A 20,030-nucleotide genomic window follows, 5' to 3' on the forward strand; every position below is an offset into this window, starting at 1 on the left:
CTCTCCGCAAGGGCCCGCCTGTCCCGGCCAGCGCGCCGTGGCGGCGACACGGCGCGCTATGCCTCAGAGCGGACGGACGTTCTCCGCCTGCGGCCCCTTCTGCCCCTGGGTCGTGTCGAACTCGACCTTCTGGTTCTCATCCAGCGACCTGTAGCCGGAGCTTGAGATCGCAGAGAAATGCACGAAAACGTCCGCCGTCCCGTCATCGGGGGCGATGAAACCAAAGCCCTTATCGGCGTTGAACCACTTCACTGTCCCTGTTGCCATCAGTCCACGTCCTCTATCCACTATGCCGCGACGCGGCCTGCCGCGTCGGCTGCGAGTTTACCTGTCCTGGCTCCCACCGCGGGGTCCACCTCATTCCCGGTCTTCCGCAACACCAAGTTAGCTGCCAGGTCAGCCCAACACCCCGTCCGCGTCGAGCACTGCTCCGCCACCTGCCGGGAGCCGGCGCCGATAAGTGCCGTTTGCCTCACATCGAGTTGTTAACGGAAACTATTGCCGTTTCAGGCTACGTTTGCCCGGTTGACGATTCGGCGTAGCCGTTCGTCGTAGGCGTGGTTGTTGCGCCAGATGATGTACCTGCGGATCATGCTGGCCTGGTCTTTATGGCTGGCGTGGTCGGTGCCGTCGAGGGCGAAGTAGCGCAGCGCTGTGAACTGGGCCTCTATCCGGTTCAGCCACGAGGAATTGGTCGGCGTGTAGGCGATCTCAACGTTGTTCGCGCTGGCCCAGGCCCCGACGCGGCCGTCCTTGGCGGTGGTCAGGTGGGGGCTGAAGTTGTCGCAGATGATCGCGATACGCACGGCAGGCGGGTAGAGGGTCCGCAGGTAGCGGCAGAATTCCAGGAACCGGGTCCGGGTCTTGCGCGGCTTGACGTGCCCGAACAGCTTGTCCTCTCCCAGTTCGTAGGCGGCGAGCAGGTGCCGCACGCCCTCGGTGCGGGTGTAGGTGGCGCGCATCCGCGGCCGCGGCGCCCGGCCGGGCTCTTTCCCCTTGCCGCTGACCGCGGCCCACTGCCGGCCGGGCCGCGGCTGGAGGTTCAGCGGACCGAACTCGTCCATGCAGAAGATGACCTCCGGTTCTCCCGCCTCAGGGACCACCTCACGGTCGGCGATCGCGTACAGGTGCTCCACCCGGGCCTTCTTCGCCTCGTAGTCCGGGTCCTTCGAAGCTTTCCAGGTCTTTATCCGTTGAAAGGTGACGCCCTCCTCGCGGAGCAGCATGCGCAGGCCCTCGTGGCTGATGTCGTCGACCACCCCCTCAGCCACCAGGAACTCCGCCAGCTTCGACAGGCTCCAGGCCGAGAACGGCAGGCCATGCTCAGCAGGCTTGGACCTGGCGATCTTCTTGATCTCCCGCCGCTGCGGGAGCGTGAACTTCGGCGGCCGGCCGCCTTTGTACTTCGGGTACAGCGAACCGAACCCGTCGGCGTTGAAGTTGCGGATCACGTCCCGCACCCGGTCCTCGCTGGTGAAGGCGACTTTCGCGATCGCCGGCACGTCCATGCCCTGAGCCGACAGCAGCACCATCTGCGCCCGGCGCCAGGTCACCACCGAACCCGTACCCCGGCGCACGATCCGCACCAGGCGCCGGCCCTCATCATCATCGATCTCACGCACCCGCAGCCGTTCCGCCACCGGCCAAGTCTCCCGGATCAGGACCAGCGGGCACAGCACCACGCCGGCAAAACTCAACCGGGCGAACCTAACTTGTTACGGCACTATATCGAGCACCGCTACTTGAAGCACGATTTTCTTGGGGTGCACCGCCTATATCGCTATGAGCTGAAGATACATCCTGGCCATGCTCATCAATAAGCTCCAGAGAACGCTCAGCCCATCGTTAATGGCGATTGATCCTCGTTCGACTCTTTGGGCGAGAACGCCATTACGTGACGAACCGCTCACGGCCGTACCTTAGGTCGGTTGAGAAGTGTACGCTATAGCGGAATGGAACGTAAATCGATGGATGCCGAATACCTCTTCAAGCTATATCGTAGATGGAGCGGGAGAGGCACCGCCATTGCGTCACCCGGTACGGCGGCGTCCACGTGAAGCCGCCCGGCCGCTGCGTCCGGGCGCCCGAGCGCCGCCAGAACCTGGGCTGGGTCGAGGGCGCGCCGTGGGTCGGACTCACCACGGCCGGCCAGCGCGAGGCCGAGCAGCGCGTACGCGGCGTGCCGTTTCATCCCCATGCGTCTGGCCAGGTCGAGTGCTTCGGCGAACAGAGCCTCGGCCGCGACCGGCGAGCCGTCAAGGTACTCGGTCAGGCCCAGGTTGAAGGTAGCGATAACGGCACTATGCCGGGCGTCGAGCGTGCGGGCGATGTCGATCGACTCGGCGAGGTGGCGGCGGGCGGCGTCGAAGTCCCCTATCCACAGTTCGTAGTCACTGAGGTTGGTGAGCAGTGTCCCCGCATAGAGCCTGTCACCGGTCTGGCGGACGAGCCGTAGTGCTTTGACGGGAGCCCCGTCAGCCAGCCGACCGCGGCCGGACCGAGAACCCGAGCTGCCCGAGCACCTTGACCGCACCGGACTTCCCGCCTTCGAACTCACCCGAGGCCAGCTGCTGGCCGGTGGCGAGCTCGTAGGCGGTGCCGAGGATGGCCTTGGGCGGGTAACTCTTGTCGTCCCAGATCAGGTCGTACGTCGTGGTCGGGGCGAAGCCGTGGGCGGCGAAGAAGGCCTCTGATCCGAGCCGGTCGTATTCTCCGATCGCGCGCAGCACGTCCGCGTGAGTGCCGCGGTTCCAGCTCACGGTCATGGCGGTGTTCGCTCCTCTTTGGGCTGCCGCTGGTCGCGGGCATGACAGGTCCGTCGCGGCACCGGTCACGGCGTAGGCCAGCCCGCCGTCAGTTCTCCGGCGATCACCTGCCTCATCCCTGTCTCCCGCTCCCTCCCGCTCGCGACCCCGTGTCTAAAGCGTCGCCGCGGTCGGGATGAGCGGCCATCGCCCGATCGGGATGATTTTCCTGCAGACTCCGGGGGGCTCAGATCGGCGGCAGAACGGGGCGTGGCCGGGTCAGGGTCGGGACCAGACGGGGCCAGCAGGCTGTGGGCCCGGGCGCGCTCGGCCGGGCGATCGACGTCCCGAATCGGAAAGCGGACCCGCGACCGCACCGCTTACATGACGGCGACGATCTGCGACCTCTCTCCCCACCTCGCTGACCCGAAAAGCCTCGATTGATGCAATTAGCATTTGCTTGTCGCAAATGTTAATTGCAATCGTAATCATTGCCCTGACTGAGAAGCCAAGAACACAAAGGGATATGCTAGTTCCGCTTTGCCGCGCCATGAGATGTCACTATCTGTCTGGTCGGACGGTGCGCGGCGGCGCGTTAGGAGGAGCTGGGGCCCGGCTGGACACAGTCCAGGCTGATTGGCAGGAGGTATCTCCTTACCCGATGGCCAGGGCTGAGGCGAGAGGGGAATGACCAGAATGAGTCCGATATCCCATGGATTCCGACGGCGCCATACCGTGCCCGACGGCGCTGTGGACCGGGTGCCGCCGGGGCAGTACGTGACCGACGGCTTTCCTGTGCTGTCGGCAGGGCCGACCCCTCGCACCCCGCTGGCGGAATGGACCTTTTCCGTCCGGAAGGGCGGCGAGACGCTGAAGTCCTGGAGCTGGGAAGAACTCCAGGACCTGCCCGCGGAAGCCGTGACCGTTGACATCCACTGCGTGACGCGCTGGTCCAAGCTGGGGACCGAATGGCGTGGAGTTTCCGTCGACACCCTGCTGGGTCAGGTTGAGGACGACGCACGGTACGTCATGGCATTCAGCGATGGCGGCTATACCACCAACCTGCCTGCGGAGGACGTCAGGGGCGGCAAGGCGTGGGTGGCCTTCGGCTACGGGGGCATACCGCTCGCGCCTGAGCACGGCGGCCCGGCTCGGCTGCTGGTCCCTCACCTGTACTTCTGGAAGAGCGCCAAGTGGGTCCGGGGTCTGGAGCTTATGGACGAGGACCAGCCGGGATTCTGGGAGACCTACGGTTACCACATGTACGGAGATCCATGGAAGGAACAGCGGTACCAGGGCGATTGACCTGGCAAGTCGCGACAGTCACCGCGGCGCGGCGGGAGACGCCGTCCGTGCGCACCATCGAACTGGATGTCCCGTTCTGGCCGGGCCACCGGGCCGGGCAGCACTTGGACGTCAAGCTGACGGCTGAGGACGGCTACAGCGCGGAGAGGTCGTACTCGATCGCGTCGGCCGCCGGCGAGCAGGTGGCCATCGCGGTGGAGCGGCTCGACGACGGCGAAGTATCCCCTTACCTCACCGACGAGTTGCGCGTGGGCGACCAGCTGGAACTGCGCGGCCCGGTCGGCGGCTATTTCGTGTGGGAGAAGGGTGACGGCGGCCCGCTGATGCTCGTTGGCGGCGGCTCGGGCATCGTCCCGCTCCGGGCCATCCTGCGCGAGCGCGAGCGCACCGGCGGCGATGTCCCGGTCCGGCTGCTCTATTCGGCCCGCACTTCCGCTGATCTCATCTACCGCGACGAGCTTGCCGCCCACCGCGATGGCGTGGAGGTCTTCTACAGCCTGACCCGGGAGCAGCCAGCCGGCTGGACGGGCTACACACGGCGGGTCGACCCCGCGCTGCTGGCCGAGACCGCGTGGCCCGAGGGAAGGAACCCGCTGGCGTTCGTTTGCGGGCCGACAAGCTTCGTCGAGATCGTGGCCGATGGGCTAGTCACGCTCGGCTACCAGTCCGGCCGGGTCAAGACCGAGCGGTTCGGCGGAATGGGAGGACGCTGATGGACAAACTAGACGGAAATGGTGCCGCGGGACTGTTGCATGAGGTCTTCGGGCAGGAAATGACTACCGCTGTCGCGACGTGCGCCTCGTGCGGGGCGGCGGGGCCAATCGGCGAGAGTGACCTTTATCTGGACGGCCCGGGAACGGTTATCCGCTGCAGGCACTGCACGGGCGTCCTGATACTCATCACACAAATACGGGGCATTCACTGCGTCGACTTGATGGGCGTGCGCGCGATTGACACGGTAGGAACCATCGCCTGAGCTGATGCATGAGCAGTAAGCGAAGTTGCTTCCCGTAGCTATCCGGATTCCGCCTCGCCCAGCCGCCTCGCGGCGGGGGAAGCCCCGCCCCAGACGGGTGGTCTGGGGCGGGGCGGTGATTCCGTTCTCTATGGGGCCACGGTTCTAGAAATTGAAGCGCCAGACGCCGCGGCCGTGCGTTGCGGCATAGATATAGCCCCCTGGGCCGGACGTCAGGTCATCGACTGCGACGTTCGGCAGGCCGGAGCCCAGGTGGCGCCACGTGGTGTTGGAGCCTTCGAACTCGCCGGCGGTGTACACCCCGGCGTCGGTGGCCAAGGCTAGCGTGCCGGGGGCGAGCACCAGGGCGTCGGAGGCGACGTCCGGCAGGTTGCCGGAGATGTCGGTCCACGTCTGGCCGCCGTTCCCCGTCTCGAAGACGTGGCCGGTGCCCCCGCCGGGGACGAACCGCCGGGAGTACCCGTTGAATACCGCGTAGGCGTGGGCCGGGTTGGCCGGGTCAACGGTGACGCCGGCGATGTACCGGCCCGGCAGGCCAGCCGTGTTCACCTGGTGCCAGGTGCCGCCGTAATTGGTGGCGATACCCGAGGCGAATGCTGGGCCAGGGTTTCCGCCGCCAGCGACCCACGCGGCGTAGATGACCTTGCCTTTGCCGGCTGACGACAGCGCTGTGACCGAGTGGCCCGCTCCGGTGTCGTATACCGGCGTCCAGCTGCAGGCCGCCTCGGTGGCGCAGGACGTGTTCCAGCCGTCATTGGAAACCCATACGTCCTCGCCGCCGCCGATCCAGGTGTTGGGGTTCTTCTGGTCCTGGACGAGTGGCATGACGAACCGCGGATTCGGGTCGCAGTTCGCGTTCGGCGTCTGGCCGACCGTCGCCTGGCCGATGCAGGTGAAGCTGGCGTAGTCGCTGAACGAGTGGCCGCCGTCCGTGGTGGTGTACAGCGCGCCGTAGGTGTACTCGCCGACCCACTTGTTGGCGTTACCCGGATCGACGATCACGTCGAAACCGTCACCGCCCGCTGGCGCGACCGCTTGGGTGAACGCGGTGTTGTCCACCATCGTGCCGTTGTCCTGCAGGCCGCCGACCACCTGAGTGGTCCCGCCGGGCAGCTGCCCGGCCCGGGCGTCGTAGAACTGCAGGTTGTGCAGCGTGGCGTTGAGGTCGGCCCAGTTGCCGTCCTCGGCGCCGTCGGTCAGCGGCCGGCTGTACACCCCACCGTCGTTGCCGATGACGATCTTGCCGTTGGTGATCATCATGGCGTGCTGGTCGGGGTGCGTTGTGTTCGGGCAGGTGTTCGTCGAGTCGCAGGCGAAGGGGTAGTTCCAATACGGGCTGGCCGTCACCCAGGTCTGGCCGGCGTTGTTGGAGTCGAAGACTTCCTCAAGACCCGCGTATACATGGTTTGGGTTAGCCGGGTCGACCGCGAGATCCTGGTTATACCAGGCCTGGACGCCGACGCCGTAGCCAGAGCCGACGCCAAGGGCCGAACCAGAAGCGGCGAGTGAGGCCTCGTCGCCGATCTTGGTCCAGGGGCCGGTCACGCTGGCGGGGCTGGAACCCGTCCTCGACGCGAGGAAGATGCCCTGGAGCACGGACTCGCCGCCGGCCGCCTGCAGGGCGGGCGACTGGACGACCGCGTACAGCTTGCTGCCGTCCGCCGAGTAGGCAAAGGTGGTGCGGCCGATGTCGGAGGCAACGATGTCTCCGGTGGGCGTGACCTCGCTGAAGGACTGTCCGTGATTGGTCGACTCATAGAAGCCGTTGTAGGTCGTGTGGCCCGGTCCGTGCCAGCCGATCGCGGTGATGACGTCCTTGCCGCCCGTCCCGGGGACAACCGCGACGTCGGTCACCTGCTGGTCGTAGGGCGGAAAATCAGTGGGACCGGCAGGGTCGAGAACCTCAGACCACTGGTGCTTGGACGCGTCCCAGCGGAACAAGCCGTTGTTCGTGGCCGCGTACGCGTCGCCGGCCGGGTCGAAGGCGATGCGGAAGATCGTGCGCGGCCCGATCGGGTCGGCCTGGCCGCCCACCTCCGTCCAGGAATTGCCGTCGTTGGTACTGACCCACACGCCGTCGCCCTGGTAAGAGTCCTGCGACTCATTGGCCTCGCCGGTGCCCAGCCACAGCGAGCCGTCCACCGGATCGACCGCGAGGGCGCCAGTGGACATGTCGGGAAGGCCGTCCGTGACCGGGGTCCAGTGCGCGCCCTGGTCATAGGAGCGCCACACGCCGCCGGCAGCCGCGCCCGCGAACCAGGCACCGTCCCGCGTGGTCGCCAGCGCCGTGACCCGGCCACCGACCACGGAGAAGCCGGCGCCGACGTTCGACCAGAACGGGTCAGTGTAATTGGCCGGCTGGGCGTTGTACGGCTGGGTGGTGAACTGCTGCCACTGGCCCGGCGTCGACGGGATCTGCGCGGCCTGCTGCGCGGCGGCGCCGATCGCGTCACCGGTCAGGTACCCGGCCGGCGCGGTACGCTCCGCGTTGTAGGCGGCCATCGTGTTCATGAGATCACCGTCATCACCCTGGTGGGTGTTCGTCGGAGTGGTCTGAGTGACGGCCGGGCTGGCCGTGCCGGACCTGCCCGCGTTGAGGAAGCCGCGCAGCGCTGACTGGCGCGCCGCCGCTCCTCGCAGCGGATGCGCTCCGGTTGCGGCGGCCCAGCCTGGCTGTGCTGTCCCGAGCGCCGTGGTCACGGCGGCGATGCCGACTGCGAGTGACCCGATCACGCGCAGTCGACGGGGGTGTCTCGGACGTTGCATGTGGTCTCCATTCGATGCCTGAATCCCGGGTCCGCCCTGTCATCCCGCGATCCAACGGCGAGCTGAATGTCCAGATGCTCCTACAAATTAAGGGTGAATGGTAGGCATTCCGTGTAAATTTTTTCGCTTCGCCGTCAACCATTCGGCAGTTTCTCGCTGAAGTTCGCCGCAATAGTCGACTAGCGTGGGGCCAGAGCGGGGCGAATTTGTTAGCTCTGAGTAGCCATAATCCGGGCTCGACGGGGCTGGCGCAGTTCGCGGTCCCGGAAGGCTCAAAGGGCAATCGTGGCTGCTGCAGCAGTCACTAAGTTAGTCCAGGTTGATGGGGTGCAGTGCGCGCTTTAGGTCACGCAGGCCGACGCCTCACGCTTGGCTTGGTGGCGGCAGCCTTCGGTAGCTCTCCAGGGCGGCCCTGACTCGCGCTGCTAGCCAGGCATCGAAGTCCTCGCCGAGCGGCCTCGCTGGATCGTCGGGGAACGATCCCGTGCCGGAAGCCCGGTCTCCGTAGCGCGTGATCCGGCTCCGCTGCCGCCCGCCTGGATCGGTGACCGAGTATAGGAAGAACAAGTGCTCGATCCCCGCCGCCTTGTACCGCTGCTCGAGCTGCTTGTCGTTCACGATGCCGTTCGTCCGTGGCATGAACGTCCGGCCCAGCTCGTAGCTTCGATCGAAGTCCGACATCTCGAACCCGACCCCGAACTCCAGCCAAGGGTCGCCGGCCTCGAAGACGAGCCAGGAGGGGGGTTTCCTGGTGGCGCCGGGGTCGGGTCCGAGCTGGCTCATCCGTCCTCCTGCGTCACGTCAGAGACAGGCCGGCATGCCTGGCGGGGACTTGCCTTTGTTTTGGAGCGCGTACAGGAGTGTATGGCTTGCCTCGATCGTGCGCGGCGGGAGCCAGCCGACGCCGATCCAGAGCCACATGTGCAGGCGTAGAGGCGGCCCGCTGTCATTTGGAATGCAGACGATCGGGGCATCATCGAGAAGATGCACGAGACAGTGACGAACTCACGCGACCTCACCGGTCCCGCACCCGGGATTGTCTTGTTCGGGATCGGAGGGGGCCTGTTCGTGCTCGGGGGCATGGTCGCCGGCGTTTCAGCCCCCTTCTACCGTGCCGGACTGCCTGCGGGGCAGCGCGGTCCCGAATCCGCATGGATCGTGGGATACGTATGTGCCGCGCTGGGCGTCGGCCTGGGCATCGCGCTGCTGGCCGCCCGCGACCGCCTGCACGCCCGGGCGGCCGTGTCCCTGCCGTTCGTTGCGATCACGCTAATCGCTCTGCCGATGCTGGTATCCCGGACGACCACGTTCACCGGCGCGATCCTGCTGCTGTGGCCCATCCTGTACGCCGGGTGCCTGCTGAGCGAGGCCGTGACCTGGGCCACCATCACCGCGAGCCTGCTCTCGCTGGTGGCCGCGAGCGTGGTCGATCCCCATCTCACCGTCACCAGCTACGGTCCCATGGCAGCGACGCAGGCACTGACGGTGTGGGTCATGATCACGCTTCAGCGCCGCGTGCACCGGGTCGTGGGAGAGCTTTCGCGCCAGGCGAGCACCGATCCCCTGACCGGCCTGGCCAACCGGAGGGCACTACTGGACACGCTGGACCGCGAGATGGCCGCACACCTGCGCCGAGGCAAGGCCCTGTCCCTGATGATGATCGACGTCGACCAGTTCAAGCAGCTCAACGATACCGCCGGACACGACGCGGGCGACGAGGTGCTGCGCCGGCTGGCCGCGGTGCTTTCCGGCGGGTCGCGGCGCGGCGACCTGGCCGCCCGGTTCGGCGGCGAAGAGTTCATGCTGATCATGACTGACTGTGCCCTGCCTGACGCGGTGGCCCGTGCCGACCAGCTCCGGGCCCAGATCGCGGCCGAGTCCGTCGGCTGGGACCATGCCCTCACGGTCAGCATCGGTGTCGCCGAGCTCCGCCGCGATTTGCCCGAATCCGATGCCGGAGCCCGGCTCGTCGGTCAGGCCGACGCGGCCCTGTACGCGGCAAAGCAGGACGGGCGGAACCGAGTCGAGGCCTACCAGAGCTGATCATGGCGAGCGCTGAGCCGGTCGGATACTTCAGCCGGACTTGCCTCCGACGCTTGTCGCGGGATATGTGACAGCCTGCCGTTCGCGTCCATGTCACCTACTGGACACCACCACGAGATTCGTTTGCGCGGCGACGGCCTCGAACTGCTGCAACCCGTGCGCCCCGGCCTGCGTGTTCTCATGATGGTGTTGCTTTACGAACTCAAGCGCCGCCTGCACCGAGTCGAAGCGCTGTTCGCTGTCGATGACGTACAAGATCTGCGGTACGTAATGCGAAATATCCTCGCCCTGGTAGCGAACTGCATCCATTTGCGGCCGGCATGCAGATCGCCGGTATATTTGCGATTGAGCCGGAACGCCTTCTTGGCGAGCAGTCGCTGGCCGGGACGGGTGCGCAACAGGCTCTGGCAAGCAACGGGCCGACGACGGCGCTGGTCGCCACGAGCAGGACTGGTCCAAGCCATTGGAACGGCCCGCTGAAATGCACTCTGTCTCCAGTGGTGAAAATTCCCGTCACCACGCATGCGACGACTAGCGTCACGATGACAACTAGCACGCGCTGGTATCGCCGTGACTCGTAAAAGATCGCATTGGCGGCGCGCTGTCCCCTCTTGATGCTGAATTCGGGCTGTCGCATGCTCTCGATGAGCTGCTGGTCTTCCGCCGACAGAGTCATCAGTCCAATCCGTACTCGCGGTAGCGGTCACGCAGCTCGTAGGTTTCAAGGTCCTGGTACGGCTGGATCGCTATAAAGGGACGCAGCGAGTTCCAGGCGCTGCGACAGGCGCGCCGCGTTGTAGGTCAGCATTGCCCGCAGAAGTCGCGCGGGCTGCTAACGCCGGAATAGTGCCGCTTACGCTAACCGTCGCGGGAATCGCACTGCTCTGGTTGTGCTTCACGAGGGATTGGCGCGTCGCCGCTAATCCAGGCGTGAATTTGGCCGCTCCGCTACCGGTCGCGACGGGGAGCCAAGTCAACCAGGGTTAACAATCCGGCCGAGAGGGCGGAAAACGGTGGACCCGGCGAGCCTGGTCGACTGCGCGCGGCAAAAGAATCGCTTTCATCGCACGTCTCCGATCACTCTAAGTAGCGTCTCATGTACTGTTAGTTTCCGATCGGCCCGGTTGCCGACCGGAGAGAGCTGTGGAGGAACCGATGTCTGAGCCTGGGGCCGAGCCGTCGATCCGCGGGAACCTGCAGGTCGGCCGCCGAGCCCCTCGCGATAGCGCTGCTGCGCAGGCTCGCGGTGCTTGACCTACCCGGCGGCCGGTCATCGCACTCTGTGCCGACGCCGCGAGGCGGCGGCGCGCCGATCGCCGTCGGCCTTGTCGCGGCCGTGCTTATCGCGCCAGGGACCGGCAACGCCAGGCCCGCGCTCGCGGCCGCGATCGGGTTCTCCGGTCTGCTCGGGCTGCTCGACGACCTGGGCGGCCTGCCGGCGCTGTCTCGGCTTGTCCTCCAGGCCGCCGGGGCAGCCGCGGTGGCGGCGATGCTCGTCCCGCCGGTCAGGCTCCCGGCTTTCGACCTCGCGGACGCGGCGGTGGCACTGTGGCTGGCCGGGCGCTCGCCCGCGCTTTTTCTCGCAACTGGGGAGGCTTAAGGTGCAGGTGCTCATCGTTACCCACTACTTCCCGCCGGAGACCGGAGCGCCACAGGCGCGGCTGTCAGCGCTCGCCTCGGCCTGGGCAGCCGACGGCGACGACGTGACAGTGCTGACGGGGATGCCCAACCATCCCACCGGGGTATTGCCGCCGATGTACCGGCGGACGGTGCTCTGCCGGGAGATGGCCAACGGCTACCGTGTCATCCGCACCTGGCTGTACGTCACGCCCAACGATGGCGGGGTGCGCAAGAGCCTGAGCCACCTGAGCTTCATGGTCAGCAGCGTGCTGCTGGGCTGGCGGGCCGCCGGGCCGGCCGACGTGGTGCTTGTCTCCTCGCCGACGTTCTTCTCCGTGCTGTCCGGGTGGCTGCTTGCCAAGGTGAAGCGGGCGCGCTTGGTCGTGGACGTCCGCGACCTGTGGCCCGCCACCTTCGTGGAACTCGGCGTGCTGACTAATCGCCGGGTCATCGCCGTGCTCGAGCGTCTCGAGCTCGCCGCGTACGCGGCCGCGGACCAGGTGGTTGTCGTCAGCGAGGGGTTCCGCGCCGATCTGATCAGGCGCGGTGTCCCCGCGAGCAAGGTACACACCATCCGCAACGGGGCGGACACCGAGCGGTTCGCCGTAGCCGAGGGCGCCGAGCGCGGCTGGCGTGCCAGGCTCGGTGCCGGCCCGGAGGACTGCCTCGTCCTGTACGCGGGCACGCACGGTATCTCCCAGGATCTCACGGCGATCGCCGACGCGGCGGCACTGGTCGCCCGCCGGCCCGTCGGCTCGGCCGTCCGGTTCGCGTTCGTCGGCGACGGCGCGGACAAGCGGCGGCTTGAGAGCCACGTCGAGGAACTTGGCCTGCGCAACACCATGCTGCTGCCTGGCGTGCCGAACGGTGAGATGCCCCGGCTGCTCGCGGCGGCGGACATCTGCCTGGTCCCGCTGCGGGACGTGCCGCTTTTCGCCTCGTCCATCCCGTCCAAGATGTTCGAGTACCTGGCCGCGGGCAAGGCGGTCATCGGATCGCTGGCGGGCGAGGCGGCGCAGATTCTCGCCGAGGCGGGCGCCGCCGTGGTGCCGCCCGAGGACAGCGAGTCGCTCGCCGCCGCGATCGCCACGCTCGCCGCCGACCGCGAGCTGCGCGAGCTGATGGGCAAGACCGGCCGTGCCTTCGTCGAGGAGAACTATGACCGCAGGACGCTCGCGAGGCAGTACCGGAACATCCTCGACCTGGCGTGCGTGACGCGATGAGGCTCCTGGTCACCGGCGGAAGCGGGTTCTTCGGCGGCTACGTGCTTGCCGAGGCGGCACGGCGCGGGCACGAGTGCGTCGCCCTCGCGCGCTCTTCCGCGGCGGCACGGCGGGTTGCCGCGGACCACGCTTGCTGCCGGTGTTGTCCGGCATGTCACGGTTAAATATCGTTAACCGCGCATGGCTACCCGTTCGGCGGGGAAGGTTCGTATGGGAGTCCCCTGATCATCGAACGGTGGGGTGACGTATGCGCAGTGTGCTCTCGCGAGGCGCGGGGTGGCTGTGGCACTGGCTCCGTCACTGGCCACGCAAGAAGATCCTCATCTGGGGCTCTGCGAGCCTGGCGCTGGTGCTCGTGGCCGTCGTCAGCACCGGCTACGTGATGCTCGGGCACTTCAACGCCAACCTGCGGCAAGACGACATCCGCGGCCTGCTCGGCGCGCAGCCGGTCAACCTGCACCCGCAGGCGGAGAACATCATGGTCATCGGCTCCGACTCGCGGCAGGGGCTGAGCAAGGCGTACGGCAGCGGCCTGGTCACCGACCAGTCGGACACGCTGATGATCATCCATATCCCGGCCGACAGGAAATGGGCCGAGGTGATGTCGATACCGCGAGACTCGTGGGTGAACATTCCCGCCTGCGAGATGGGCGACGGCCAGCTGTCCCAGCCGACCCAGTTCAAGATCAACGAGGCGTTCGCGATCGGCAACCTGGACGGCAATCACACCGAGCTCGGCATCGCCTGCACCGTGAAGACGCTTGAGCAGGACACCGGCATCTTCATCAACCACTTCATCTCGGTCAACTTCACCGGCTTCAAGGGAATGGTCGCCGCGCTCGGCGGCGTCTACGAGTGCAATCCCACCCCGATCAACGACCCGAACTCCAACCTGCACCTGACCGCGGGCAGGCACTTGCTCACGCCCACCCAGGCGCTCGGCTATGTCCGCGCCAGGTACTCCCTCGGCGACGGCAGCGACCTCGAGCGGATCGGCCGCCAGCAGGCGTTCATGTCGTCGCTGATCAGCAGGGTAAAGAGCGAGCTGCTCAACCCGCTCGCGATCTACCGTTTCCTCGACGCCGCCACCAGGTCGCTGACCATCGACAGCCAGCTTGGCGGGATCACCGGCCTGTACAACCTGGGCGAGTCGCTGCGCGGCATTCCGTCGAGCAAGATCGCCTTCTTCACGATTCCGAACTTCCCGCGCGGCGAGGTCGTGCCAAGCGACACCGCCAACGTGCTGTGGACCCAGCCTGAAGCCAGCAAGATCTTCGCGTCGTTCCGCGACGACGTGCCGGCGAGCGGGGTGTTCGGCTCCCATTCGCCCGCGAAGACGACGGGAAAGACATCGCCGACGCGGTCCGCGCCGACCAGCATCGCCGCCGAGGCCGCCGGTGACGCGCCGCTTGGCGGCACGCCGTCCGCGACAGGCACGCCGTCCGCCACGGGCACGCCGTCCGCCACGGGCACGCCGTCCGCCACGGGCACGCCGCCCGCGACCGCCACGCCCGCGGAGGGCGGGACGCCGCCAGGCACGCAGACCACCCCGGCCACCATCCAGGCGCGCACCGCCAACCAGTCCATCTGCGCCGGCTGAGCGCCCTGCCGGTCGTGCGACCGCGCTGCGGATACCGTTGACCGCGTGAAGTTGGCGTCAGGTCGAGCGTGGCTCGCGGCCGTCGGCGCGGCCGTGTGCGCCGTGCTCGCCGTGTGTGCCGCGCTCGCTGCGTTGCTGCCCGACGTCGCCGAGGCCGGCGGCTACCACGGCGGCGCCCTGCCGGCCCGCGCCGCTGTGACGTCCGGCGCCGTGACGACGAGCGCCGCGGCACAGGCGAGGCACGTCGTGATCGTCGGCATCTCCGGCCTGAACTGGAACCTTGTCACCCCGTCCGCGACGCCCGCGCTATGGCGGCTGGCCGGCGCCGGCTCAGTGGGCTCGCTCGTCGACTACGCGCAGCGGCCGGTCGCCTGCCCCGCCGACGGCTGGCTCACGCTCAATTCCGCGGCTCGCGCCCAGGGGCCGCGGCCGTGCGATGCGCTGCCCGCCGTCGTTGGGGCGGGCGGCGGCGCCCGGGTCCCCGCGCTGCCCGCGATCATCCGGGCCAACGAGCCCTACCACGAGTCGCCGGCCTGGGGCCTGCTCGGCACGCTCGCGACCTGCGCGACCGCCGTCGGTCCCGGGGCCGCCCTCGCCCTCGCCGCCCCGTCTGGCGCGGTCGCCTCTTACCTGCCGTCCGCCGCGGACGTGTCGCCGTCGGTGCTGGCCCGCTGCCCGCTGACCGTGGTCGACCTAGGCCAGATCGAAGCCACCGAACGGGTTCGTGCCTCCGCCATCAACCGCCAGCTGGCTCGCTTGACGGCGGAACTTCCCGCGGGCACCCTGCTCCTGGTCACCGCTCCCGGTGCGGCGGCCGGCCAGTCCGCCGGCTCTGCGCCGGCCGGGCCGCCGCATCTCATGTCCGTGGTGGTCAGCGGCCCTGGGTTCGCGAGCGGGCAGCTCGATTCCGCGGCCACCAGGCGGCCGGGCATCGTGACGCTCACCGACCTGACGCCCACGGTGGCCGGGTGGCTCGGCAGTGCGGTACCCGCGGGCACCGTCGGCGCGCGGATCACCAGGTCGGACCGGGGTGACCTGGATGCGACCGTGGCCGGCCTGCGTGCGCGGGACACCGCCGAGCAGGTCTGGATCGCCACACACGGCTGGTTCTTCATCGGCTACGGCATCGCCGTGGTGCTCGCGTTCGGGGTCCCCGCCGCCCTTTTCTGGGGTGCGGAACCGCGGCGCCGCGAGCGCCGCGCCCGGTGCTGGCGTGCCGCGGGGACGGCGGCCGCCGCCGTGCCCTTGGCCTCGTTCCTTGCCAACAGCTTCCAATGGTGGCAGTCCGACGGGCCGGCCTGGTGGCTGTACGGGCTGACAGCAGCCGGGACGCTGGTGCTCGCCACGGCGGCGCTGCTCCGCGGGCCGTGGCGGCGCGACCCGGTCGGCCCGATGGGCGTGCTGTGCGCGGCTACCCTGCTGGTCCTCGCGGTCGACGTGATGACGGGCTCGCGGCTTCAGCTTGACGCGCCGTACGGGCTGTCGCTGCTCGTCTCTGGGCGCTACTACGGAATCGGCAACGACGCGCTCGGCGTGTACTGCGTGTCCGCGCTCGTCGCCGCCGCCTGGACCGCCGGACTTGTGCGCCGGCCCGCACTGGCGGCCGGGCTGGTCGGTCTGCTCGCCGTGGTGGCGTCCGGCTGGCCGGGTTTCGGCGCGAAGACGGGCGGCACGATCGCGCTCGTCCCCTGCCTGGTGCTGCTCGTCGCGTGGCTGGCCGGTTTCCGCCTTGGCGGGCGCATGGCGTTGCCCGTCGCGTTCAGCGGCCTTGCCCTCTTCCTCGTGTTCGCCGTGATCAGCTACCTGCTTCCCGCGGCGGGCATATCCGACATGGGGGCGTTCGCCGCCGACCTGCTGCATGGCAGGGCGGGTGACTTGCTGCAGCGGAAGGCCGGCTCCAATGTGGGATCGATCACCACGAGCACCCTCGGCTGGCTGATTCCCGTGGTCGCGGTGGCGTCCGCCGCGGCGTTGTGGCGGCCCGCGGCCATGCGGCTGCGCACGCTCGCGTGCGCCTTCGAAGCCCGGCCGCTGCTGCGAATCCTCGGCTGGCTGTGCTGGCTGGTCCTGGTGATCGGGTGGTTCGCTGATGACTCAGGGGTAATCGTGCCCGCGGCGGCTCTCCCGTTCGTGATACCGCTGACGATCGGAATGGCTTCGTCCGTTTCCGCTGCGGCTGGTGGGGCAGGCTATTTTGGTAGCGCCCTCGCCGGGCCCTCCGTCGCGGGCAGGACCCCCAGGTTCGACCACCCCCCGAGGTAGAGGACGCCCTAGTGCAGTATCAGCTTTCGCGTCTTGTCATTGGTCCGACCCTGCATCTGCTCGGCCGCCCGCGGGTGTCGGGGCTCGAACACGTGCCCGCGAGCGGACCCGCGATCCTCGCGTCCAACCACCTGTCGTTTATCGACTCGATGTACCTGCCGCTGATGATCTCCCGCCCGGTGGTGTTCCCCGCCAAGGCGGAGTACTTCTCCGCGAAAGGGCCGCTCGGCCGGATGTGGGCCGCGTACCTGCGCTCAACCAACCAGCTCGAGATCGACAGGAACGAGGCACGGTCGGCGCAGGCGACCCTGGAGGCCGCCGCGGAGATCCTCAGGGGCGGCGACCTGTTCGGGTTCTACCCGGAGGGCACCAGGTCGCCCGACGGCCGGCTGTACCGGGGCAGGTCGGGCCTGGGCTGGCTGGTGATGAACACCGGCGCACCCGTCTTGCCCGTCGCCATGATCGGGACGAGGAAGATGCTGCCGCCGGGCGCGCCGCTGCCCCGCCCGACGAGGATCGACATCAAGATCGGCAAGCCGATGGAGTTCGGTCACCTGGCCGGCGACCCGCCCGCCAGGGCCCGCCGCACGATCGCCGACGAGGTGATGCGCGTGATCGCGGATCTTTCCGGCCAGGAGTACGTCCATGAGTACGCGTCCGACGTCAAGGCCCGGCTCGGCGAACCCTGAATCACTCCCACTCATCGCCGCTGATCGCGGGGAACTGGCCGGTCGTCTCGCCGGGATTCCACACGTACATCGGGCCGGTGCTCGACCCAGTCCTCGGCAGTGCCTGGTCTTCCGGCGGTGCGACAGCGAATGCCGCGGGCGACTCCTCCCAGGGAGGAAGCGGACCTGCCGCAGGCAGGGCTGGCCTGACCGGCGGCGCGGGGAGCGGCACCGGCCCGTCCGGCGGCGGTGCGGGCGGCCACGGCGGCGCCTGCGGCCTCCGCTGCCCCCGGAAGTACCTTCCGTGCGTGCCGCCGGCCGCCCAGGATCCTGAGTGCGGCGAGCGCGCGGCTGGCAGGGCGTGCTGCACGCGGGCGTGGCGGGCTTGACCTGGCCGCTGGCCGGACCGGGCTGCCGTGGCGGTGCCTGAGGAGCGGGCGAGGCGCCTGCGGCGGCGGGCCCTTGTCACGATGATCGCGGCGATCAGGCAGGCGATCAGCACAGCCGCTCCCACCGCGAGGCCGACGACGAGCGAGCGCAGCAGACGGCCGGGATCGGCCGGGCTCTTGATCGCCCGGCTGGTGACCGCCGGAGCCGCTTGGGTGGGGGTGGCCGCTGGCGTCGCGGCTGGCGTGGGCGTCGGAGCAGGCAATTTAGCGAAGATGGCGGCCGCCGCGGCGACGGCCGCGGCGGCGTCGAGTCGTCCGTGCCCCCGGCCGGCCGCCGTTGTGCGGCCCGCACCGCCGGGCGGAGCGGTCGCGCCGCGCTCGAGCGCCCGCGTCACCGCGGCGACGCCGAGTCGCGGATATCGCGAGCGGATGAGCGCCGCGACGCCCGCCGTAAGCGCCGCGGACATGTCGGTAGAGGCGAGTGACTGGTAGCCGCCGCCAGGAGCGGCCACCGTGAGCCCCGCCACCGGGTTGCCGGTCGTGCCGGCGGTGCCCGGGGTCTGTCCGGAACCTGGCGCGGTGAGCGCGACGTATGAGCGCGTGTTCGTGAACGGTGCGAGGCTCCCGTCCCGCGCGGTCGCGCCCACGGCGATCACGCCCGGATAGGCAGCTGGATAGTTGACCGAGTCGCTCCCCGCGCCGTTGTCTCCGGCCGGCGCGACGAGCAGGACATCATGGGCTAGCGCGTAGCGGACGGCCGCGCGCTCAGCCGCGCTTCCGCCAGCGGCGGCAGGATCTCCGGTGGATGCCGATCCCAGTGTGCCCGGATCAAGCGGCAGCGCGATGATGCTGGCGCCGTGGCCGACCGCGTACCTGATGCCGGCCGCGATGGCCGCGGGCAGTCGCCGCGCCACCGTGGCGTCCGCGGTCAGCGGATCGTCATACTCGATGGTGACCTGGACCGACAGGATCCTGGCGGCCGGCGCGACGCCGGTGAGCCCGTCGGTGCGGCCGTGCCCGCGCCCGTGCCCGGCGATGAGGCCGGCTACCGCGGTTCCCTCTTGTCCCCAGTAGGGCGATCCCTGCTTGCGTCCCGTCGCGGCGAGGTCGGGACCGGCGGTCACGCTGCCGGCCAGATCGGCATGGCTCAGGTCGACGCCGGTGGACAGCACGGCGACCGTCACGCCCTTGCCCGCAGCGGGTGCCGCCCGCACCGCGGCGGGTACGTGCAGCGCGGCGAGCCACCACTGGGTCGTGCGGTTGACCGTCTGTGCCCTCGCGGGCAGGCCGGCGGCGGCGGCGGGCAGGCCGGTAGCGATGATGGCGGCGAGCGCCGCAACGACTGGCGGCAGGCCGCGCAACGGGCGAGCCACGTGGGTCACGCGTACTCCCGATCCGACCAGGGCTAAAGCATCAGCTACGGCGAAACACCGACAAATCGTGCTTAATCATGTCACGTGGCTAAGCTCGGGACGATGCTCGACGCGCTAACTATTTCATGACGTTAGCGGCACCACCGAACACAACGGGCGACTGGGCCGGGCGTCACCACCGCGGCCGCTTGCCGCCAGGCGCCGACGCGGCGAGCGTCACCCTGGTGCCCGCACGGATGCCGAGCTGCCCGGCGGCGTTGCCCTGCGAGACCGCGATAGCCACCCAGTCGCCGCTGTCGCGATAGCAGAGCAGCTCACCCGGCGCGACATCACCGAAGGCGGTGACGAACGGAGCCACGGTCTCCCGGCCGTCCCAGGCCAGCGTGACGGCCGCACCCGGGATCAGCCCGGCCCGGTGCGCCTCCGTGCCGGGCAGCGAGAGCTGCACGTTGCCGAACCCGTCCACCGTCACCACCTCGGCATGCGCCACAGTGCCTGCCAGTTCGGTGCCTGCCAGTTCGGTGCCTGCCAGCCGCCACTCCGGCGCCGGCAATGTGACAAGACTTGATACCTCGACCGGCTCGCCCGTCTCGTCGAGCGGTGTCCCGGTCGCGAGCCGCGCGGCGACCGGCATGAAAATGTCCCTGCCGTGGAAGGTGGCGGGCACGTTTTCCAGCCACAGCGCCTGGTTGGTGAGCGAAACGGCGCGCGAGGCGCCACCTGCCGCCGCCACGGCGAGGGAGAGCAGGCCGTTGTCCGGGCCGACGAAGATCGATCCGCCCGCCTCAACCGCGACCGCGCGGCGCGCGGTGCCGACGCCGGGGTCGACCACCGCCACGTACACCGCGGGGGGCAGGTAGGGGACCGCCTGGGAGAGCACTACGGCGCCGCGCCTGATGTCGCCAAGAGGAACCATGTGCGTTATGTCGATGATGCGTACATCTGGCGCGATCTGGGAAGCTACTCCATGGCAAATCGCCACGAAAGCGTCTTCTAGTCCGTAGTCGGTCAGGAACGTGAGACAGTGAAATCCGGCCATAGGCTCCGGAGCCTATGCGAAG

19 protein-coding genes are annotated in these 20,030 nt (G+C 68.6%); 11 read left to right on the forward strand and 8 right to left on the reverse strand.

What is annotated here, in order from left to right; translation table 11 throughout:
* Positions 1 to 63: 63 nt before the first annotated feature.
* Together EAS64_RS14940 and EAS64_RS14945 are read right to left on the reverse strand one after the other, a co-directional pair.
* The gene (locus EAS64_RS14940; protein ID WP_145853631.1) at positions 64 to 267 is read right to left on the reverse strand and encodes a cold-shock protein; all 204 of its coding nucleotides are present in this window, start codon (positions 265 to 267) and stop codon (positions 64 to 66) included.
* A 239-nt stretch (positions 268 to 506) separates the two neighbouring features.
* On the reverse strand, positions 507 to 1,697 hold the full coding sequence (locus tag EAS64_RS14945; protein ID WP_222849333.1) for an IS630 family transposase: 1,191 nt from the start codon (positions 1,695 to 1,697) through the stop codon (positions 507 to 509).
* A 305-nt stretch (positions 1,698 to 2,002) separates the two neighbouring features.
* On the opposite strand from EAS64_RS14945, the gene EAS64_RS45875 reads away from it, so the two are divergent.
* Positions 2,003 to 2,455: a hypothetical protein gene (locus EAS64_RS45875; protein ID WP_246115699.1), complete on the forward strand. Its 453-nt coding sequence runs from the start codon at positions 2,003 to 2,005 to the stop codon at positions 2,453 to 2,455.
* A gap of 19 nt (positions 2,456 to 2,474) precedes the next feature.
* On the opposite strand, the gene EAS64_RS14955 is transcribed toward EAS64_RS45875, so the two are convergent.
* The gene (locus EAS64_RS14955; protein ID WP_145853633.1) at positions 2,475 to 2,765 is read right to left on the reverse strand and encodes a ScoMcrA-related endonuclease; all 291 of its coding nucleotides are present in this window, start codon (positions 2,763 to 2,765) and stop codon (positions 2,475 to 2,477) included.
* Between the two features lie 714 nt (positions 2,766 to 3,479).
* Here EAS64_RS14955 and EAS64_RS14960 point away from each other — a divergent pair.
* From EAS64_RS14960 to EAS64_RS47450, 3 genes are read left to right on the forward strand one after another with little or no spacing between them, the layout of a single operon-like run.
* Positions 3,480 to 4,049 carry a sulfite oxidase-like oxidoreductase gene (locus EAS64_RS14960; protein WP_439333599.1) on the forward strand — a complete coding sequence of 190 codons (570 nt, stop codon included), beginning with the start codon at positions 3,480 to 3,482 and terminating at the stop codon, positions 4,047 to 4,049.
* Between the two features lie 47 nt (positions 4,050 to 4,096).
* Positions 4,097 to 4,762: a ferredoxin reductase gene (locus tag EAS64_RS14965; RefSeq protein WP_246115700.1), complete on the forward strand. Its 666-nt coding sequence runs from the start codon at positions 4,097 to 4,099 to the stop codon at positions 4,760 to 4,762.
* Complete coding sequence (locus tag EAS64_RS47450) at positions 4,762 to 5,025, forward strand: DUF6510 family protein (protein ID WP_222849334.1); 264 nt, start codon at positions 4,762 to 4,764, stop codon at positions 5,023 to 5,025. Before EAS64_RS14965 ends, EAS64_RS47450 begins: the two co-directional genes overlap by 1 nt.
* A gap of 144 nt (positions 5,026 to 5,169) precedes the next feature.
* Here EAS64_RS47450 and EAS64_RS14975 read toward each other — a convergent pair whose 3' ends face one another.
* Together EAS64_RS14975 and EAS64_RS14980 are read right to left on the reverse strand one after the other, a co-directional pair.
* On the reverse strand, positions 5,170 to 7,791 hold the full coding sequence (locus EAS64_RS14975) for a glycosyl hydrolase (RefSeq protein ID WP_145853636.1): 2,622 nt from the start codon (positions 7,789 to 7,791) through the stop codon (positions 5,170 to 5,172).
* 363 nt (positions 7,792 to 8,154) lie between these two features.
* Positions 8,155 to 8,574 carry a hypothetical protein gene (locus EAS64_RS14980; RefSeq protein ID WP_145853637.1) on the reverse strand — a complete coding sequence of 140 codons (420 nt, stop codon included), beginning with the start codon at positions 8,572 to 8,574 and terminating at the stop codon, positions 8,155 to 8,157.
* A gap of 201 nt (positions 8,575 to 8,775) precedes the next feature.
* Between EAS64_RS14980 and EAS64_RS14985 the strand changes: the two genes are divergently transcribed.
* The gene (locus EAS64_RS14985; protein ID WP_145853638.1) at positions 8,776 to 9,834 is read left to right on the forward strand and encodes a GGDEF domain-containing protein; all 1,059 of its coding nucleotides are present in this window, start codon (positions 8,776 to 8,778) and stop codon (positions 9,832 to 9,834) included.
* Positions 9,835 to 9,927: 93 nt separating this feature from the next.
* On the opposite strand, the gene EAS64_RS14990 is transcribed toward EAS64_RS14985, so the two are convergent.
* Entirely contained in the window at positions 9,928 to 10,143 is a 216-nt protein-coding gene (locus EAS64_RS14990) for a hypothetical protein (RefSeq protein WP_145853639.1), read from the reverse strand.
* Positions 10,144 to 11,116: 973 nt separating this feature from the next.
* Here EAS64_RS14990 and EAS64_RS14995 point away from each other — a divergent pair.
* The 6 genes from EAS64_RS14995 (at position 11,117) to EAS64_RS15020 (ending at position 17,228) form a co-directional block, all read left to right on the forward strand.
* On the forward strand, positions 11,117 to 11,434 hold the full coding sequence (locus tag EAS64_RS14995; RefSeq protein WP_145853640.1) for a hypothetical protein: 318 nt from the start codon (positions 11,117 to 11,119) through the stop codon (positions 11,432 to 11,434).
* A 1-nt stretch (position 11,435) separates the two neighbouring features.
* Complete coding sequence (locus tag EAS64_RS15000) at positions 11,436 to 12,677, forward strand: glycosyltransferase family 4 protein (protein WP_145853641.1); 1,242 nt, start codon at positions 11,436 to 11,438, stop codon at positions 12,675 to 12,677.
* Complete coding sequence (locus EAS64_RS47455; protein ID WP_145854757.1) at positions 12,674 to 12,841, forward strand: NAD-dependent epimerase/dehydratase family protein; 168 nt, start codon at positions 12,674 to 12,676, stop codon at positions 12,839 to 12,841. Before EAS64_RS15000 ends, EAS64_RS47455 begins: the two co-directional genes overlap by 4 nt.
* An 83-nt stretch (positions 12,842 to 12,924) precedes the next feature.
* On the forward strand, positions 12,925 to 14,277 hold the full coding sequence (locus EAS64_RS15010; RefSeq protein WP_145853642.1) for an LCP family protein: 1,353 nt from the start codon (positions 12,925 to 12,927) through the stop codon (positions 14,275 to 14,277).
* 45 nt (positions 14,278 to 14,322) lie between these two features.
* On the forward strand, positions 14,323 to 16,539 hold the full coding sequence (locus EAS64_RS15015) for a hypothetical protein (protein WP_145853643.1): 2,217 nt from the start codon (positions 14,323 to 14,325) through the stop codon (positions 16,537 to 16,539).
* A gap of 11 nt (positions 16,540 to 16,550) precedes the next feature.
* Positions 16,551 to 17,228, forward strand: a complete 678-nt coding sequence (locus EAS64_RS15020; RefSeq protein WP_145853644.1) for a lysophospholipid acyltransferase family protein — start codon at positions 16,551 to 16,553, stop codon at positions 17,226 to 17,228.
* 1 nt (position 17,229) lies between these two features.
* Here EAS64_RS15020 and EAS64_RS15025 read toward each other — a convergent pair whose 3' ends face one another.
* Together EAS64_RS15025 and EAS64_RS15030 are read right to left on the reverse strand one after the other, a co-directional pair.
* On the reverse strand, positions 17,230 to 18,978 hold the full coding sequence (locus tag EAS64_RS15025; RefSeq protein ID WP_145853645.1) for a S8 family peptidase: 1,749 nt from the start codon (positions 18,976 to 18,978) through the stop codon (positions 17,230 to 17,232).
* A 163-nt stretch (positions 18,979 to 19,141) separates the two neighbouring features.
* The gene (locus EAS64_RS15030) at positions 19,142 to 20,008 is read right to left on the reverse strand and encodes an SAM hydrolase/SAM-dependent halogenase family protein (protein ID WP_145853646.1); all 867 of its coding nucleotides are present in this window, start codon (positions 20,006 to 20,008) and stop codon (positions 19,142 to 19,144) included.
* Between the last annotated feature and the right edge of the window lie 22 nt (positions 20,009 to 20,030).

The organism is Trebonia kvetii (assembly GCF_007827045.1).
Taxonomy (GTDB): Bacteria; Actinomycetota; Actinomycetes; order Streptosporangiales; family Streptosporangiaceae; genus Trebonia; species Trebonia kvetii.

Coding starts and splice junctions, on each gene's coding strand:
- EAS64_RS14940 (WP_145853631.1), bottom strand. CDS start 267: ATGGCAACAGGGACAGTGAAGTGGTTCAACGCCGATAAGGGCTTTGGT.
- EAS64_RS45875 (WP_246115699.1), top strand. CDS start 2,003: ATGGAGCGGGAGAGGCACCGCCATTGCGTCACCCGGTACGGCGGCGTC.
- EAS64_RS14955 (WP_145853633.1), bottom strand. CDS start 2,765: ATGACCGTGAGCTGGAACCGCGGCACTCACGCGGACGTGCTGCGCGCG.
- EAS64_RS47450 (WP_222849334.1), top strand. CDS start 4,762: ATGGACAAACTAGACGGAAATGGTGCCGCGGGACTGTTGCATGAGGTC.
- EAS64_RS14975 (WP_145853636.1), bottom strand. CDS start 7,791: ATGCAACGTCCGAGACACCCCCGTCGACTGCGCGTGATCGGGTCACTC.
- EAS64_RS14980 (WP_145853637.1), bottom strand. CDS start 8,574: ATGAGCCAGCTCGGACCCGACCCCGGCGCCACCAGGAAACCCCCCTCC.
- EAS64_RS14985 (WP_145853638.1), top strand. CDS start 8,776: ATGCACGAGACAGTGACGAACTCACGCGACCTCACCGGTCCCGCACCC.
- EAS64_RS14990 (WP_145853639.1), bottom strand. CDS start 10,143: ATGGATGCAGTTCGCTACCAGGGCGAGGATATTTCGCATTACGTACCG.
- EAS64_RS47455 (WP_145854757.1), top strand. CDS start 12,674: ATGAGGCTCCTGGTCACCGGCGGAAGCGGGTTCTTCGGCGGCTACGTG.
- EAS64_RS15010 (WP_145853642.1), top strand. CDS start 12,925: ATGCGCAGTGTGCTCTCGCGAGGCGCGGGGTGGCTGTGGCACTGGCTC.
- EAS64_RS15030 (WP_145853646.1), bottom strand. CDS start 20,008: ATGGCCGGATTTCACTGTCTCACGTTCCTGACCGACTACGGACTAGAA.